Origin of the sequence: Hwanghaeella sp. 1Z406 (assembly GCF_048892425.1) — a bacterium.
In the GTDB taxonomy this organism is placed as follows: Bacteria; Pseudomonadota; Alphaproteobacteria; order UBA8366; family Aestuariispiraceae; genus Pacificispira.
Map to the genome: position 1 here is coordinate 1 of NZ_JBLZHU010000008.1, position 17,245 is coordinate 17,245.

Consider the following 17,245-nt stretch of genomic DNA (forward strand, 5'->3'; position numbering starts at 1 on the left):
GCGGGTATCCAGGGCCACAAGCACCAATCGCGCCTGCCGCCCTGGACCCCGGATCAGGTCCGGGGTGACGATGTGTCAACAAACGCGCCCTCACCCTGAGGAGCGCAGCGTCTCGAAGGGTGAGCCCTCTGCAAGCACCGGACTTACAGCCCCTCCTTCGAGACGGCGCGAATGCGCCTCCTCAGGATGAGAATGGCTCCCCCCCCCGTCATACCCGCGCAGGCGGGTATCCAGGGCCACACGCATAAATCGCGCCTGCCGCCCTGGACCCCGGATCAGGTCCGGGGTGACGATGTGTCAACAAATGTACACTCACCCTGAGGAGCGCAGCGTCTCGAAGGGGGAGCCCGCTGGAAGCACCGGACTTACAGCCCCTCCTTCGAGACAGCGCTACCGCGCCTCCTCAGGATGAGAATGAAACCCCACGCCCCGTCATATTCGCGCAGGCGGGTATCCAGGGCCACACGCACAAACCGCGCCTGCCGCCCTGGCTCCCGGATCACGTCCGGGATGACGGTATTTCGAGACAAACGACCCCTCACCCTGAGGAGCGTAGCGTCTCGAAGGGGGAGCCCTCTGTAAGCACTGCGCTTACAGCGCATCCTTCGAGACGGCGCTACCGCGCCTCCTCAGGATGAGAATGGGACCCTACATCCCCGTCATATTCGCGCAGGCGGGTATCCAGGGCCACACGCACAAACCGCGCCTGCCGCCCTGGCTCCCGGATCACGTCCGGGATGACGGTATTTCGAGACAAATGCACCCTCACCCTGAGGAGCGCAGCGTCTCGAAGGGGGAGCCCTCTGTAAGCACCGGACTTACAGCCCCTCCTTCGAGACGGCGCTATCGCGCCTCCTCAGGATGAGAATGAAGCGGAAGGTCAGACGTGCAACGCCATAGCGCACCATCCCCTCAGCGTCCTTCGCGCCTTCTCTGCGCTCTTTGCGGTTAATCTTTACCATCTCGTCACACCCGCGCAGGCGGGTACCCTGAGCCACAAGCACCAATCGCGCCTGCCGCCCTGGACCCCGGATCAGATCCGGGGTGACGATGTGTCAGATAAATGCACCCTCACCCTGAGGAGCGTAGCGTCTCGAAGGGGGAGCCCTCTGTAAGCACCGGACTTACAGCCCCTCCTTCGAGACAGCTCTATCGCGCCTCCTCAGGATGAGAATGGGGCGGAAGGTCAGACATGGCTCCCCATAACACACCATCCCCTCTGCGTCCTTCGCGCCTTCTCTGCGCTCTCTGCGTTTACTCTTCCCGTCCGGGAGGACGATGGTCTGTACCGTTCATCCCCACCAGACGGCTATTTGCCTTTCCAGACCGGTTTGCGTTTTTCTGCGAAGGCGCGGGCGCCTTCTAATTGGTCTTCGGAATGATACAGCTTCTGGATGGTGGGCAGCTTTTCTTTATTCAGTTGGTCCAGGGCTTCCTGAAATCCCATGACTTCCGTGGCGCGCAGGGTTTCTTTGATCGCGGCGAACACCAGTGGCGGGCCTTCGGCCAGCAATTCTGCCTTTTCCCGTGCTCGCTCCATCAACTTATCGGCCGGCACGACTTCATTCACAAAGCCCCAGCGTGCCGCTTCCTCTGCATCCAGTACGCGCCCGGTAAACAACATCTCCATCGCCACATGATAGGGGATGCGGCGCGGCAGTTTGATCGTCGCGGCATCCGCAATCACGCCCGACCGGATTTCCGGCAGCGCGAAGGTCGCATGTTCTGCTGCGATAATGATGTCGCAGGACAGCATGATCTCAAAACCACCCCCGAAAGCGATGCCGTTTACTGCCGCGATCACCGGTTTGTTCATGTCGGGCAGTTCCTGCAATCCCCCAAAACCGCCAACGCCATAATCAGATGAGGGAGCCTCCCCCTCTGCTGCGGCCTTCAAATCCCAGCCAGGGCAAAAGAATTTCTCTCCCGCGCCGGTCAGAATGGCGCAACGCAATTCCGGGTCATCGCGATAGGCTGCGAAGACATCGCCCATGATCCGACTGGTCGCTGCATCGATTGCATTAGCCTTGGGGCGGTCCATTGTGACCTCCAGCACGCGGCCATTGCGATGAGTCTTGATTGGTTCTGACATTATTAGCTCCTCCCTTTAAGGTGCATCGACCCAACGTATCACGGCATCCACCGCCAACACACCCTGCCCCTGGGGCAGGACGATCAGCGGATTGATATCCATTTCCACCAGTCGATCTTTGTTTTCCTCAATGAACCGGGCAACCGCCATGATCGCAGCGATCAATGCCTGTCGGTCACCAGCAGGCTTGCCCCGGAATCCAGCCAACAGCTTTGCGACCAGAAGGCGATCCAGCGCCCGTTCCACCTCTTCTTGCGTTGCGGGCAACAGCAAGACTGTGGCATCCCCGATCAATTCCGCCAGAACACCGCCCGCACCAATCATCAGCATGGGGCCGATCTGGGGATCGCGGGTCATCCCTAAGATGATTTCGCAGACCCCATTCTGGGCCATCTTTTCTACGATGAAATGCGGGGCCAGTGCGTCCATCCGGGTCACAGCGTCAGACACGGCCTGACCGTCGATCAAATTCAGGGCGACGCCGCCTGCCTCTGTCTTATGGGCCAGCGTCGCGGAACAGGCCTTGACCACGACAGGATAGCCCAGCGCATCTGCTGCCGCGACGGCCTCCGTCTCCGACGCAACCAGGACGCCTTGTGGCACCGGCAGTCCCTGGGCGGACAGAACCTTCTTGGCGCGCCATTCATCCAGCATGCGATCCTTGCCGCCGTTCAGGTCTGTATTGGGCAGTAATGGGGCTTGGTTCAGGCATCGACGGCGCGCACCAGTGTACCAGGCCGCCACCTTAACGGCCTTCAGGGCATCATCAAACCCTTGCAGAGGTACAATGCCTGCGGCCAGGAAAGAGGCCTGAAGGCGGCGTGGCATGTTCTCGGACAGGCTGGAGGCGACGATGGTCGGTCGCCCCGTCGCCGAGGCGGCGGCAATGATCGCCGCCTCGGCCTCTTTCCAACCGAATAGGTCCAACCCCTCCCGGAGTGGGGTATCCAGCGCCAGCAATCCGACATCGAAATCGTCAGCCAACGCAGCAGAGAAACACGCGGTCATAGAGGCCTGATTGCCCCAGATATAGGTGTGATAATCCAGTGGATTATCGATCACCACCTTATCCCCCAGAACGGCATTCAGTGCATTCTGCGCCGCACTGGAAAAGGCTGGCATGGGCAGACCGATCTGATAGGCGATATCGGCCATGATACCGGCCTCCCCGCCAGAACAGCTCATGGTCATCAGGCGATTGCCGGGTAGACCGGGAAACAGATGAAACAGCTTCAGATATTCTAAAAGCTGCGACAGCGACTCCGCCCGTACAACGGCCAGCCGATCGCACAACGCATTAAACGCAGCTGATGATCCGGTCATGGAACTGGTATGAGACAGCGCGACCCGGGCCGCCGCCTCTGAATTTCCGGTTTTCAGGACGACAACGGGAATGCCCTTGCGGGCAGCCTCCTGCGCCGCCTCACAAAAACCGGGGATGTCCCCAACGCTTTCCACGAACAGGCCAATTGCGGTAATCCGGTCGTCTCGCAACAGCGATTGCATAATCTGGGGAACGCCATCCTTCGCCTGATTGCCCAAGGCGGCCAATTGCGCGACGGGCACGCCACGCTCCTGCATCGACAGGCTGATCGCGACATTGCCGCTTTGGCTGACCAGGGCAACGCCGCGATCCAGTCGATGGCCGCCATGATCGTCGGGCCACAGGGCGACCCCTTCCAGATAATTCACCGTGCCATAACAGTTTGGCCCCAGCATGCCCATCGTACCCGCTGCTTCCAGCAAGCGCTTTTGCCGGTCCAGACCAACAGCGCCAGTTTCCGCAAAGCCGCTGGCATAGAGCACAACACCGCCCGCCCCCATGGCGGAGAGCTGTCGCACGGCCTCAATCGTTGGTTCTGCCGGGATCGCGATGAAGGTCGCATCCGGTGCTTCCGGCAAGTCATCCAGACTGGCAAGACTTGGAATGCCCGCCATTCTGGGTCGGGATTTACTGATCGGATAGATTTTACCGGGAAAGCCGATGCGCAGGCATTCCACGACACATTTTTCTGCTTCGCGCCCCCCGATCACCGCAATGCTGCGGGGGCGTAACAATCGGTCCAACCCTTGGGCCATGGTCTAAAATCCTCTAACCGCCGAGCGGGCGCAACAACGCGCGGGAGATGATATGCCGCTGAATCTCGCTGGTGCCTTCCCAGATCCGCTCAATACGGGCATCGCGCCAGATCCGCTCCAGGGGCAGTTCTGACATCACACCCATGCCGCCATGGATCTGGATGGCTTCATCCGCGATAAAGGCCAGGGCTTCGGTCGCCGACAGCTTTGCAATCGCAGCGTCCATGTCTTCCATGCAGTCATTGTCGTATTTCCAGGCCGCCTCATAAGTCAGCAATTCTGCTGCCTTCAGCTTGGTCTTCATATCTGCCAATTTGAAGGAGACACCCTGAAATTTGGAAATCTTCTGGCCGAATTGTTCGCGGTTTGCCGCCCAGTCCAGCGCATGTTCCATCGCCCGGTCACAGCGCCCCAGACACAGGGAGGCCACCTGCAACCGTGTCGCGCCCAGCCAGTCATTGGCGACATCAAAGCCTTTATCAACCTCCCCCAGGACCTGGCTCTCCGGGATGCGGCAATCATCGAATTCCAGGATAAAATTGTGATAGCCCCGGTGGGAAACGTTGTTATAGCCAGGACGCATCACAAATCCAGGCGTGCCCTTGTCGACCAGGAAGGTCGTGATCTTCTTGCGCTTGCCACGGGCGCTGTCTTCTTCGCCGGTTGCCGCCATCAGGATCACGAAATCGGCCCAATCGGCATGGCTGATGAAATGCTTAACGCCATTGATGACGAAATCCGTACCATCCCGTTTGGCCGTGCATTTCATACCGCGCACATCGGACCCGGCGCCGGGTTCCGTCATTGCGAAACAATCCACCTTCTCTCCCCGGCAGGCGGGATACAGGTATTTTTCCCGCTGTTCCCCAACACAGGCCTGCAACACATTCGAGGGGCGATAAACTATATAATTCAGCGCCATACTGGCACGCCCTAAAGTGCGGTCCAACATGCACATGGTCAGTGTATCCAGCCCACCACCGCCGACATCTTCCGGCATATTGGCGGCATAGAGACCCAGTTCGATGGAACGTTGTTTGATCTGTTCCCCCAATTCCGGGCGTACCTTATCGGTCCGTTCAACCTCTTCCTCATAGGGATAGAGTTCTTCTTCGACAAACCGACGCGCGGTTTCGATGATCAGGGTCTGCTCTTCACTGACGCCAAAATCCATGGCTTACTTCCTCCCATATATGCATTTCAATCTGTCCCGCGCAGATGGGACTTAAAGCCCAATCATTCCCTACCGCCCTGGACCCCGGATCACGTCCGGGAAGACGGTGCATTAACAAAATGCCTCCTCACCCTGAGGAGCGCAGCGTCTCGAAGGGTGGGCCCTCTGAAAGCACCCTACTTACAGCCCCTCCTTCGAGACGGCGCTACCGCACCTCCTCAGGATGAGAATGAGACGGTTTGCACAAGTGGTCCAGGATGACAGGACTGTCACTGTGCATTCGCCTTACGGATGCGCAGCAGAACTTCGCCTGCCCCTTCGCGGTATTCAGACAAGGCCTCCATGATCGAAATCAGGCAATTATCGCGCAGCTTTTCCATCTCCGGGATGGTCGTGTTTGCCAATTGCTCATCGGTCCCCTCGACAACTGTATCGATCAGTTCATCTGTCAGTTCCGGGGCGACCAATTTGGTCCAGGGGAGCTTCAGGGCCGGGCCGAATTGGTGCATGAAATGGCGCATGCCCTCGTCCCCGCCTGCCAGGGCAAAGGTGCGGTTGACGCCCATGAAAGCCCAGCGCAGGCCGGGTCCATAGATAATTGCATCATCCATTTCCTGGGTCGTCGCATGGCCTTCAGCCAGCATATGCAGGTTTTCACGCCACAGGGCTTCCTGCAGACGGTCCGACAGGAACCCTTCAACTTCTGTGCGGCATTGGATCGGATGCATGCCGATGGATTCATAGAACGCCCCTGCCCGGGTTCTGTTTTCCATGCTGGTCTTCTTGCCGCCGACAATTTCGACCAGCGGCAACAGATAGACCGGATTGAACGGATGACCGACCAGAACCCGTTCCGGGTGCTTGCATTCCGCCTGAAAATCGCTGGGCAGCAGGCCGGAGGTTGAGGAGCAGATCAGTACATCAGACTCAGCCGCCGCATCGATCTGGCTGTGAATCTTGACCTTCAAATCCAGTCGTTCCGGCACGGATTCCTGAATCAGATCAGCAGCTTTCGCCACATCTTCAATGCTGGATGCCATCCGCAACCGATCCTGGGACGCTGTTTTGTGCAGGCCAACCTTGGTCAGGGCAGGCCAGGCATTGGCAACCTTGCCCCGAATAATCGCTTCAGCATTGGGCGCCGGGTCATAGGCAATCACGTCATAGCCATTGGCTAAGCACCGCGCAGCCCAACCGCCCCCGATGACACCGCCGCCAACCAGGCCAATCGTTTTAATCTCACGCATGATGGATATGCTCCTCAGACCAATTTCTTAAGGGAGAATTTTTCGCGGGCTTCCTGCGCGGTGCAGACTTTTGCGCCCATCAGCTCGATGATTTTGGCAGCCTTTTCCACAAGTTGTGCGTTGGTCGCCATGACACCGCGTTCCAGATACAGATTGTCTTCCAACCCGACCCGAACGTTACCACCCAACAGGACGGCCTGGGCCACCATTGGCATCTGCATGCGGCTGATCCCAAAACCCGACCAGTTGGCACCGGGGGGCATCATATCCGCCATCGCCTTCATTGCTGTTGTATTGGCTTCCGCGCCATAGGGAATACCCAAGCACAGCTGAAACAGCGGCGGATCATCCAACAGGCCTTCCTGGTGCAACTGCTTTGCCAGCCACAGATGGCCCGTGTCGAAGACCTCGACTTCCGGCTTCACACCGATGTCCTTCATGCCTTGCGCCAGGGCGCGCAACATCGGGGGTGTATTGGTCATGATATAGTTACCATTGCCAAAATTCATTGTACCGCAGTCCAATGTGCAGATTTCCGGCAAACATTCCCGCACATGGTCCAAACGCTCTGACCAGGGCGCCATATCGGTGGCTGCATCATCAATCTTCATCGGATCTTCCGGCGGGCCCAGTGTCAGGTCCCCGCCCATTCCGGCAGTCAGGTTCAAGACCACATCAACGCCACTGTCGCGCACGCGGTCGCAGACTTCCTTGAATTTCGCGACGGACCGACAGGGAGTCCCATCATCTTCGCGCACATGGATATGGACGATGGCCGCCCCGGCCTTTGCCGCTTCGATAGAGCTTTCGGCAATCTGCTTAGGTGTCTTGGGCAAATCAGGGTGCTTGTCCTGGGTCGCGCCAGACCCGGTGACGGCACAGGTGATCACAACTTCAGTATTCATAACGGACATTGGGCTTTCGCCTCCCTTTGTTTCAGATCAGCCTTTGGCAATTGGATCGCAGCCTACGCTGCGGCAAAAGGTCTGCATATCAATTTCCGACTTGAGCATGATGATTCCCGACTTTATTTTGGGGGGATGTTCCATTTGCCCCCAAGTAACAAGACAGAGCGTATTGGCTTCCTGCTACTGCCCAAGTTTTCCATGCTGGCGTTTTCGGCGATGCTGGACCCACTGCGTATGGCAAATTGGCTGTCAGATAAGCCCCTGTATGAATGGGTGTTGATTTCCCGTGATGGGGCCCCGGTTCAGGCCGCGAATGGGGTCAATGTGGGGGTGGATCATTCCCTCGCCTCCGCCCAGCGGCTGCCGACATTGATCGTTGTCGCCAGCTATGATCATGAAAAGCTGGCGACACCGGACATCCTGGCCTTGTTGCGTCGTTGGTCCAGTTTTGGCACGGCCCTGGGTGCGCTGGATAATGGTACCTTTATTCTAGCCAGCGCCGGGTTGCTGGACGGCTATCGCGCCACGGCCCATTGGGAGATGCTGGAAAGCCATATTGAGCATTTCCCGCGTGTCGCCTTCACCCAGGATCTGTTCGTCGTTGACCGGGATCGCTTTACGGCGGCAGGGGGCACATCCGGGCTGGATATGATGTTAAGCCTGCTCCGTCACCGGCATGGGGAGGACCTGGCCACGAAGGCCGCTGACGAATTTGTCTATTCCCGTATCCGGGAGCCCGGCGATTCGCAAAGGCTGGCATTGCGAGAGCGATTGCGCGGCTTTAACCCCCGCCTGATCCGCGCCATTGAAAAGATGGAGGCTGCATTGGAAGACCCCCGTCCCATGGCGGATTTTGCCAATGCAGCGGGCATTTCTCCCCGGGAATTAGAGCGTCAGTTCCGCAAATGGCTGAAGACGACGCCTGCTGCCTATTATCGGGGATTGCGACTTGACCGTTCCCGACATCTGTTGCGCCAGACCGACCTGCCCATTATCGAAATCGCGTTTCGCAGCGGGTTCAGTTCGGCTGCTCATTTCAGCCGCAGTTTCTCTGGCCGGTTTGGACACCCACCCAGCGCGGAGCGTCGCCCGCTGACGCCAAAACTGTAATCTCTTTCAATCGGATATGCGGCTTTGTAGACTGCGCCTGCTGTGGCCTGTGGAAAGGATCATTTTGTGCCTAATGAATTTACCTTTTGTCCAGTGATCCTGTCCGGTGGGTCCGGCACACGCCTGTGGCCCCTGTCGCGGCGCACCTATCCAAAGCAATTGCTGCCTTTGATCGGGGGAGGATCCTTACTGCAACAAACCGCCCAGCGATTGGCGCGCCTGCCCAATAGCAGCGATCCCATCGTTATCGCCAATGATGACCACCGCTTTCTGATCCGTCAGCAATTGACAGAAATTGGTGTTACGCCCTCCCCCCTGATTCTGGAGCCGGTGGGTCGCAACACGGCCCCCGCTGTCGCCCTGGCATGTCATGCGGCGTTGCAGCGCGCGGCGGATCCTATCCTTGGGATATTCCCGTCTGATCATCATATAGCCAACGATGCCGCCTTTCAGAGTGCCGTTGCAACGGCCATTCAGGGGGCCAGTGCCGGTTACATCGTCACCTTTTCCATCACGCCAACCCGTCCTGAGACGGGATATGGCTATATCCGGCATGGTGATCCTGTATCGGACCTGCCCGGTGTTGAAACAGTCGCCGCCTTTGTGGAGAAGCCCGATGCCGTCACTGCGCAGCGTTATCTGGATACCGGCAATTATGGTTGGAACAGTGGCATGTTCATGTTTCGCGCTTCGGTTATGCTGAAGGCATTGGAAGCCTTCGCGCCCGATGTGCTGACCCATTCGCAGGCGGCGCTTGCCAATGCCTCCCTTGATCTAGGTTTTACGCGACTGGATGCAGCGGCCTTCGCTGCCAGCCCCTCCATCGCGATTGACGTCGCTGTCATGGAAAAAACTGATCAGGCGGCCACAGTTGCCGCCGATATGGGCTGGAGCGACCTTGGCTCCTGGGAAGCATTGCATGGCTTTGCCGACAAGGATTCCAATGGCAATGCACTGCAGGGCAAGGTGCAATTGCGCGATACCAGAAACAGCTATTTCCGATCCGACGATGGCCGCCTGCTGACCGGTATAGGTGTTGAGGATATGATCGTGGTTTCGACCGCAGATGCCGTTCTGGTCGCGCCTCTGGCCCGGGCTGGAGAGGTGAAAGATCTGGTATCAGATCTGTCCGCCCTGAACGCGCCAGAGGCTGATTTGCATCGCAAAGTGTCGCGCCCCTGGGGGACATATCAGGATATCGACCGGGATGACGGCTTTCGCGCAAAGCGCATCGTGGTGCATCCAGGCGGCCGCCTGTCGCTGCAGCGTCACCGCCAACGATCCGAACATTGGGTCGTTGTCAAAGGCACAGCCCATGTCACCATAGACGGGGTAGAAACCGTCCTGACCAGAAATCAAAGCACCTATGTCAGCATCGGCGCGACGCATCGCCTGGAAAACAAAAGCAACGAACCCCTGCATCTGATCGAAGTGCAGGTCGGTGATTATGTGGAAGAGAATGATATTGAGCGGCTGGACGATGTCTATGGGCGCACGACTTAACGCTTGTCGTAGTATCCAGCGCGCACCGTTGCCCCGATGAAGTTGCACACCAGACGCTCCGCATGGGCCATGGTCAGCTTGCCCACATCATAGCTGGGTGTCATTTCCACCAGATCCATCCCCAGAACCCGGCCCTTATTAACCAGACCATGGATCAGATCATAGGTCTGTAACCAGGTCAGCCCACCCGGTGTCGGGGCCAGCACACCCGGCATGATGGTCGGGTCCAATCCATCGGCATCGATCGTCAGATAATAGGGACCGCCATCGGGAATGCGGTCCAGTACGGCCGGAATTCCCATAGCATGCATTTCATAGGCCGTGATCAGATCCGCGCCATAGGCCCGGGCATCGTCGATTTCCTGCTGTCTGGCGCTGCCAATACCCCGCATGCCAATCTGAATGATCTTATCGATCCAGGGTAATTCTGAGGCTCGGCGGATCGGGCTGGAATAGCCATCATGCTCGCCGTTCACCTCGTCCCGCCAATCCAGATGCGCATCGATATGCACCAGGGTGATCTTGTCGTGACCTGTGGCATCCAAGGCCCGCATGACCGGGATGGGAATGCCGTGATCCCCGCCGATCACGATGGGTGTGGCCCCCGCTTTTAGGATCTTTCGGACGGCAGCCTCTGCCCGCTGGTAATGAATTTTGGGATCACTCATCTCCGCCGTGACATTGCCGCAATCAACCAGCCGCACCGGGCGGCCATCCAGCAACGGCCCACCCAGATCCCAATCGTAATGGGTCAATGTATAGCTGGAATCAAAAATCCCATGGCGGCGCAGCGCATCCGGGGCCAGGCATTGATCATTAATCCGTGCCTGCATGCTGTAGGGCATCCCATAGGGAATCCCCAACAGCGCCACATCCGCGACCAAGCCGTCCAGATCCCCCGCAAAGGGCAAATCCAGAAAGGTTCGGGTCAGACCCGACGGCGGCTCGGTCAGCGGTGTGTCGTCCATCATCAGATATCCGCGTAAACGTGGGTTTCCGCCTTGCCACCCGGATGGGTCACAGCGCCTTTTACAGCAGGCCCGACAGTTTGCGCGAATTTCCACAAGGCGCCTGATTGATAATCATGGGCCCGCGGCTTCCAGTCCTTGCGGCGTTCTTCCAACTGGTCCTCTGTCAGGTCGACTTCCATCGTTCCTGCGACGGCGTCCAGGCTGATGATATCGCCATCGCGCACCAGACCAATCGGCCCGCCCACAGCGGCTTCCGGCCCGACATGCCCAACGCAGAAGCCCCGCGTCGCGCCAGAGAACCGGCCATCGGTGATCAGGGCAACCTTGTCACCCATTCCCTGGCCATACAAAGCTGCCGTGGTGGCCAGCATTTCGCGCATGCCTGGGCCACCCTTCGGCCCTTCGTAGCGGATGACCAGAACCTCACCCTCTTTATATTTGCGCTCTGCCACCGCAGCGTAAGCCTCTTCCTCGCTGTCGAAACAGCGGGCAGGACCAGAGAATTTCTGGTTCTTCATCCCAGCAACCTTCACGATCGCGCCTTCCGGTGCCAAATTCCCGCGCAGGCCGACAACGCCGCCTGTTTTGGTAAGGGGATTATCGGTCGTGCGCACAATGTCCTGATCCGTCGGGAACACGACATCTGCCAGGTTTTCCGCAATCGTCTTGCCGGTCACCGTGATGCAGTCGCCATGAAGATAGCCGCCATCCAGCAGCGCCTTCATGATGATTTCCACACCGCCGATTTCGAACAGGTCCTTGGCAACATATTTCCCGCCCGGTTTCAGATCAGCGATATAGGGGGTGGATTTGAAGATTTCGGTCACATCATTCAAGTCAAAATCGATACCGCATTCATGGGCCATGGCTGGCAGGTGCAGCCCGGCATTGGTCGACCCGCCAGAGGCCGCAACCACGCGCGCGGCATTTTCCAGCGATTTGCGCGTAACGATGTCACGCGGGCGGATGTTCTTTTCCAGGCAGTTCATCACCGCCTTACCCGATGCCTCACACCAGGCATCACGGCTTTCATAAGGGGCTGGCGCACCGGCTGATCCCGGCAGGGCCAGACCAATGGCTTCCGACACACAGGCCATGGTATTGGCGGTAAACTGTCCCCCGCACGACCCGGCGGACGGACAGGCCGCACATTCGATCCCATGCAATTCTTCCGCATCGATCTGACCCGATGAGAACTGACCTACGGCCTCAAACACATCCTGGACGGTCAGGTCACGGCCTTTATAACGGCCCGGCAGGATCGACCCGCCATAGATAAAGACAGAGGGCACGTTCAAGCGGATCATCGACATCATCATGCCCGGCAGCGATTTATCGCATCCAGCCAGGCCGACCAGCGCATCATAGCAATGCCCGCGCATCGTCAATTCTACCGAGTCGGCAATCAAGTCCCGGCTGGGCAGAGAGGAGAACATGCCCGCATGCCCCATCGCGATCCCATCGGTCACGGTGATTGTGGTGAATTCGCGCGGCGTGCCATTCGCGGCCTTCACGCCGGTCTTCACCGATTGCGCCTGACGCGACAGCGAAATGTTACAGGGTGCGGCTTCGTTCCAGCAGGTTGCCACCCCTACAAAGGGTTGCGCAATTTCTTCTTCCGTCATGCCCATGGCATAGTAATAAGAGCGATGTGGCGCGCTGGACGGACCGACGGAGACATGGCGGCTGGGCAATTTTGATTTATCAAACGTCATTATTGTGCGTTTCCTCTTTTAAGCGATACGAAAGATCTATGCTGTTCTATCATCCCGAACCGATCTGGAAAACGGAAACGAAGGCACAGGATTTAAGAATATTACCAACTCTGTTTCATTTGGACCAAGCCATCATGCCTATAAATTAGGCAAACGATTAAAATATATGCATAATCAATGTTCAAAAATGCCTGTTTGCACCGTATAACAAATTGATATTACACTATATTTCTTATTCATGCGGCTTGGCACGGCAAGTGCTGTAACCGGTTAGAATGGACAGAGCCGCAGAGACTCTGCGACGTGTTACGCGTCGCTAATCATTGACGCTAGTTTTTGAGGGAACAGTGATGAAAAAAATCGAAGCGGTTATTAAGCCGTTCAAGTTGGACGAAGTGAAGGAAGCCCTGCATGAAGTTGGTATTCAGGGCATTACCGTCACGGAAGCCAAAGGGTTCGGCCGCCAAAAAGGGCATACGGAATTGTATCGCGGCGCAGAATATGTCGTGGACTTCCTGCCGAAAGTGAAATTGGAGATCATCATCGATGATGCATTGTGCGAACGAGCTGTCGAGGCGATCCAAAATGCGGCGAAGACCGGCCGCATCGGCGATGGAAAAATTTTCGTCTCCAGCATTGAAGAGGTCATCCGCATCCGCACCGGCGAAACCGGGTCGGAAGCAATCTAGCAATCCTGCCTGTCATACGGGGCGGTTTCCGCCGACCCGTATATCAGGCAGTTGGGTTTTCTTGGAACAATCAGACACAAATCGAGAGGAAAAACGATCATGTCCGATGCAGTGAAAAAAGTTATGGAAATGATCAAGGAAAACGACGTTCAGTACGTCGATTTCCGGTTTACGGATCCACGCGGCAAGTGGCAGCACACCGCCCAGCATGTCAGCACGATTAAAGAAAGCATCTTCAAAGACGGCATCATGTTCGATGGTTCGTCCATCGCCGGTTGGAAGGCAATCAACGAATCCGACATGATTTTGATGCCGGAACCTGAATCCGCCGTCATGGACCCCTTTGCTGTTCAGCCCCTGTTGATTCTTTTCTGTGACATTCTGGAACCGTCGACCGGCCAACCTTATGACCGCGACCCCCGCTCCACCGCCAAAAAAGGCCTGGCGTATATGGAAAGCGTCGGCATTGGCGACACGGCCTATTTTGGCCCTGAGGCAGAATTCTTTGTGTTCGACGATGTGAAATGGTCGATCAATATGGAGAAGATGTCCTACGAAATCGACTCGACCGAAGGCCCATACAATTCCGGTTCGGATTTTGAAGGCGGCAATCCGGGTCACCGCCCCGGCATCAAAGGTGGTTACTTCCCGGTACCCCCCGTTGACAGCGAAACCGATCTGCGTGCGGAAATGGTTACGACCATGCTGTCCATGGGCCTGGCGATGGAAAAGCACCACCATGAAGTGGCACCGTCCCAGCACGAATTGGGCATGAAGTACAACACGCTGGTGAAAACTGCTGACCAGATGCAGATCTACAAATACGTGACCCACATGGTCGCCCATCAATATGGCAAGACGGCGACTTTCATGCCCAAGCCAATTGTTGGCGATAACGGGTCTGGCATGCACACCCACCAGTCAATCTGGAAAGACGGTAAGAACATGTTTGCTGGCAGCGGCTATGCCGATCTGTCTGAAGAATGCCTGTTCTATATCGGGGGCATTATCAAACATGCCAAGGCCCTGAATGCCTTCACCAACCCGTCCACCAACAGCTACAAACGCCTGATCCCAGGGTTTGAAGCCCCTGTGCTGCTGGCCTATTCAGCGCGGAACCGCTCTGCATCCATTCGTATTCCGTACGAAGCCGGTGCAAACGGCAAACGCCTGGAAGCCCGCTTCCCAGACGCCATGGCCAACCCATACCTGGCCTTCACGGCCATGCTGATGGCGGGTCTGGACGGCATTCAGAACAAGATCCATCCGGGTGAGCCGATGGATAAAGACTTGTACGACCTGCCACCGGAAGAACTGCAAGACATCCCGACTGTTTGTGGCTCTCTGCGTGAAGCGCTGGAATCCCTGGACAAGGATCGGGCCTTCCTGAAGAAGGGCGATGTCTTCACCGATGACCAAATCGACAGCTATATTGCGCTGAAGATGGAAGATGTCTATCGCGTGGAACACACCACCCACCCGATGGAATTTGCGATGTACTATTCGGCGTAAGCTGATTATACGACAGGCGTAACGTCAGCGGCCCCGCCCCTTGTAAAAGAGGCGGGGCCGTTTCGTCTCCAGCATCATGCACCCGCATGAGCTGAAAGATATACCCGCATCATGCGCCCGCATGAGCGAAACAAATAACCGCATCATGCGCCCGCATGAGCTGGTCGGAATAGTGTTTGAACCAGGCCCCAGATCACGGTGTGGCAGTATCTTCCGAAACAACTTTCTCGCTACCAATATGATCACGCATGGTGCGTTCTGGTGGAAAATTGACCGTCACCTTTGTGCCGACACCCTCTTTACTGGTCAGCGTCAATGTGCCGCCGTGCAACTCTGTCAATTGTTTGGACAGGGACAAGCCAAGCCCCGTCCCTTCATGGGTTCGATAGGCATCTGATCTGGCCTGACCAAAGGGCTCCATGACCTTTTTGATATCCGATTGCGCAATGCCGATGCCGGTATCCGAAACCGTCACACACACCCCACCTTGCGGGTTACAGCCGGTTGCAATGACGACGCGCCCCCCCTTCACATTGTATTTCACGGCATTGGACAGCAAATTCAAGAAGACCTGTTTGATCAGCCGATCATCCGCCCATAAATGATTGGGGGACTCTTTGGTCTGCAAAGATATGCGCACCTTACTTCTGCCATTCTCCCCCCCAACCATCCGGATACATTCGTCCAGCAGAGTCTTAAGACAGACAGATTTTTCATACAGTTCCACGTGACCGGCATCGATTTTCGATAGATCCAGAATATCATTGATCAGTTGCAGCAAATGCTCCCCGGATCGTTTGATGTCATGAACATATTCCAGATAACGTGGGTGTTTCATCTCACCATATAACTCGCTGGTGATGACCTCTGAAAACCCAATTATCGAATTTAAAGGAGTGCGCAGCTCGTGGCTCATATGCGACAGGAACTGGGTCTTAGAGGCGCTGGCATGTTCTGCAGAGGTTTTCGCCAGTTCCAGTTCCCGACGTTCTTTGCGCTGCTCGGTAATATCTGAATACAACGTCACCATGCCCCCATCCGGCAGTGGGTTACTGTTAATTGAGACAACTGTGCCATTGGGCCTGGTTCGAGTTAACGCATATGCCTCAAATTTCTCCACTTTCGCCATTTCGCTGGCGACGAAACTTTCAACGTCCACATCCCCGTATTCCCCGCGCAAGGCATTAAACCGGATAAATTTTTCAAGGGGGTCCCCCTGATTAAACTGAGCTTGGGGAAATCCCATGAGGTCCAGAAACCTGGAATTGAAGGCGACCACCCTTAAGGTATGATCCAAAACGCTGATTCCGTCGGGAATGTTCTGCAACACAGTCGCCAACTGACGGGATTTTTCCGTCAGGCGCTCTCCCGAGCTGATGAAATTTTCAATTTCCATCAACAGCCGTCCCATAATCGCCGTAGCGATTGTACGAATGACCAACAGGACAACAATGGTTTGATCGAAATGGAACGGACCAGCATTTGGATTGAAAACAATCAACATCACAACGCCAAATACTTGTATAATCACACCAAAAATCAGGAACTGCGGAATACCCATTCCCAATATGCCGCGACGAACGCAAAGATGATAAACAACGCCAACTCCGGCACTAAAAAAAATGCCACAAACCCCTATAAACGCCCCCGGCCCGCCCAGCCAAAGACGATAAGCCGCAGCGATGAATGAGGATACAACAGCGACAATCGGACCACCGAACAGGCCGCCAAGGGACAGGACCACGGCCCGCGCATCGAAAATCAATCCTTGATGCACCTGAAGTGGCGACATTATCCCGACCACGGCAATGATGCCAAACAAGAGGCCCAAAGACAGCTTGCGCGTGATATATTTCCAGCGAGTCAGCCGCAGAACAAAGCTGTACAGAAGGCACATGGAAAAAAGCAGCGCCAACCCCTTAACCAGTTCAATCATCAAAGCAATGCGCTCCTAACATGTCCATGTAACACTGATAACCTGCTGATATAACTCAATATTACGGCGGGCGCCTAAAAATCCGGGCACATCAGCCACCTCCTCGGCCCTAAAAATGCGGCAAAATTAGTAATAAATGGTAAACAAAAGCTGAGTTTTTTCAGTTTAGGCGTCAATTAGAATGGCCACTACCGCCAGCCATGCGCCGGATGCAGGCCAAGGTTACGTTTCATGCGTTTGTGCTGCAGCGCAACAAAGCGCATCTACGGGGTAGTCCTTGAGACTAAACCCTGTAATCCAACGATGGAG

Annotated in this window: 13 protein-coding genes; 4 read left to right on the forward strand and 9 right to left on the reverse strand. The window is 56.4% G+C overall.

Going from position 1 to position 17,245, the window contains the following annotated elements; translation table 11 throughout:
- Window positions 1-616: 616 nt before the first annotated feature.
- The 6 genes from ACOSDR_RS15330 to ACOSDR_RS15355 form a co-directional block, all read right to left on the reverse strand.
- On the reverse strand, window positions 617-757 hold the full coding sequence (locus tag ACOSDR_RS15330) for a hypothetical protein (protein ID WP_420731817.1): 141 nt from the start codon (window positions 755-757) through the stop codon (window positions 617-619).
- A 552-nt stretch (window positions 758-1,309) separates the two neighbouring features.
- Window positions 1,310-2,092, reverse strand: coding sequence for a carnitinyl-CoA dehydratase (locus ACOSDR_RS15335; RefSeq protein ID WP_420723812.1), 783 nt, complete (start codon window positions 2,090-2,092; stop codon window positions 1,310-1,312).
- Window positions 2,093-2,107: 15 nt separating this feature from the next.
- On the reverse strand, window positions 2,108-4,171 hold the full coding sequence (locus ACOSDR_RS15340) for an acetate--CoA ligase family protein (protein ID WP_420731818.1): 2,064 nt from the start codon (window positions 4,169-4,171) through the stop codon (window positions 2,108-2,110).
- 13 nt (window positions 4,172-4,184) lie between these two features.
- The gene (locus tag ACOSDR_RS15345; RefSeq protein ID WP_420723810.1) at window positions 4,185-5,345 is read right to left on the reverse strand and encodes an acyl-CoA dehydrogenase family protein; all 1,161 of its coding nucleotides are present in this window, start codon (window positions 5,343-5,345) and stop codon (window positions 4,185-4,187) included.
- Window positions 5,346-5,614: 269 nt separating this feature from the next.
- Window positions 5,615-6,592: an L-carnitine dehydrogenase gene (locus ACOSDR_RS15350; protein WP_420723809.1), complete on the reverse strand. Its 978-nt coding sequence runs from the start codon at window positions 6,590-6,592 to the stop codon at window positions 5,615-5,617.
- Window positions 6,593-6,606: 14 nt separating this feature from the next.
- Entirely contained in the window at window positions 6,607-7,506 is a 900-nt protein-coding gene (locus tag ACOSDR_RS15355) for a 3-keto-5-aminohexanoate cleavage protein (RefSeq protein ID WP_420731819.1), read from the reverse strand.
- Window positions 7,507-7,641: 135 nt separating this feature from the next.
- On the opposite strand from ACOSDR_RS15355, the gene ACOSDR_RS15360 reads away from it, so the two are divergent.
- Both ACOSDR_RS15360 and ACOSDR_RS15365 read left to right on the forward strand, forming a co-directional pair.
- Window positions 7,642-8,610 (forward strand): GlxA family transcriptional regulator, encoded by a 969-nt coding sequence (locus ACOSDR_RS15360; protein WP_420723807.1) that lies wholly within the window; start codon window positions 7,642-7,644, stop codon window positions 8,608-8,610.
- Between the two features lie 66 nt (window positions 8,611-8,676).
- Entirely contained in the window at window positions 8,677-10,113 is a 1,437-nt protein-coding gene (locus ACOSDR_RS15365; RefSeq protein ID WP_420731820.1) for a mannose-1-phosphate guanylyltransferase/mannose-6-phosphate isomerase, read from the forward strand.
- On the opposite strand, the gene ACOSDR_RS15370 is transcribed toward ACOSDR_RS15365, so the two are convergent.
- A complete protein-coding gene (locus tag ACOSDR_RS15370; RefSeq protein WP_420723805.1) occupies window positions 10,110-11,084 on the reverse strand; it encodes an agmatinase in 975 nt (324 codons plus the stop codon). The two genes, ACOSDR_RS15365 and ACOSDR_RS15370, sit on opposite strands and share 4 nt — an antisense overlap.
- Window positions 11,084-12,799, reverse strand: a complete 1,716-nt coding sequence (ilvD, locus tag ACOSDR_RS15375) for a dihydroxy-acid dehydratase (protein WP_420723804.1) — start codon at window positions 12,797-12,799, stop codon at window positions 11,084-11,086. The genes ACOSDR_RS15370 and ilvD overlap by 1 nt, the downstream gene beginning before the upstream one ends.
- A gap of 350 nt (window positions 12,800-13,149) precedes the next feature.
- On the opposite strand from ilvD, the gene ACOSDR_RS15380 reads away from it, so the two are divergent.
- Entirely contained in the window at window positions 13,150-13,488 is a 339-nt protein-coding gene (locus ACOSDR_RS15380) for a P-II family nitrogen regulator (protein WP_420723803.1), read from the forward strand.
- Between the two features lie 99 nt (window positions 13,489-13,587).
- Entirely contained in the window at window positions 13,588-15,000 is a 1,413-nt protein-coding gene (gene glnA / locus ACOSDR_RS15385) for a type I glutamate--ammonia ligase (protein ID WP_420723802.1), read from the forward strand.
- Between the two features lie 193 nt (window positions 15,001-15,193).
- Here the strand turns inward: glnA and ACOSDR_RS15390 are convergent, their stop codons facing one another.
- Entirely contained in the window at window positions 15,194-16,936 is a 1,743-nt protein-coding gene (locus ACOSDR_RS15390; RefSeq protein WP_420723801.1) for a PAS-domain containing protein, read from the reverse strand.
- Between the last annotated feature and the right edge of the window lie 309 nt (window positions 16,937-17,245).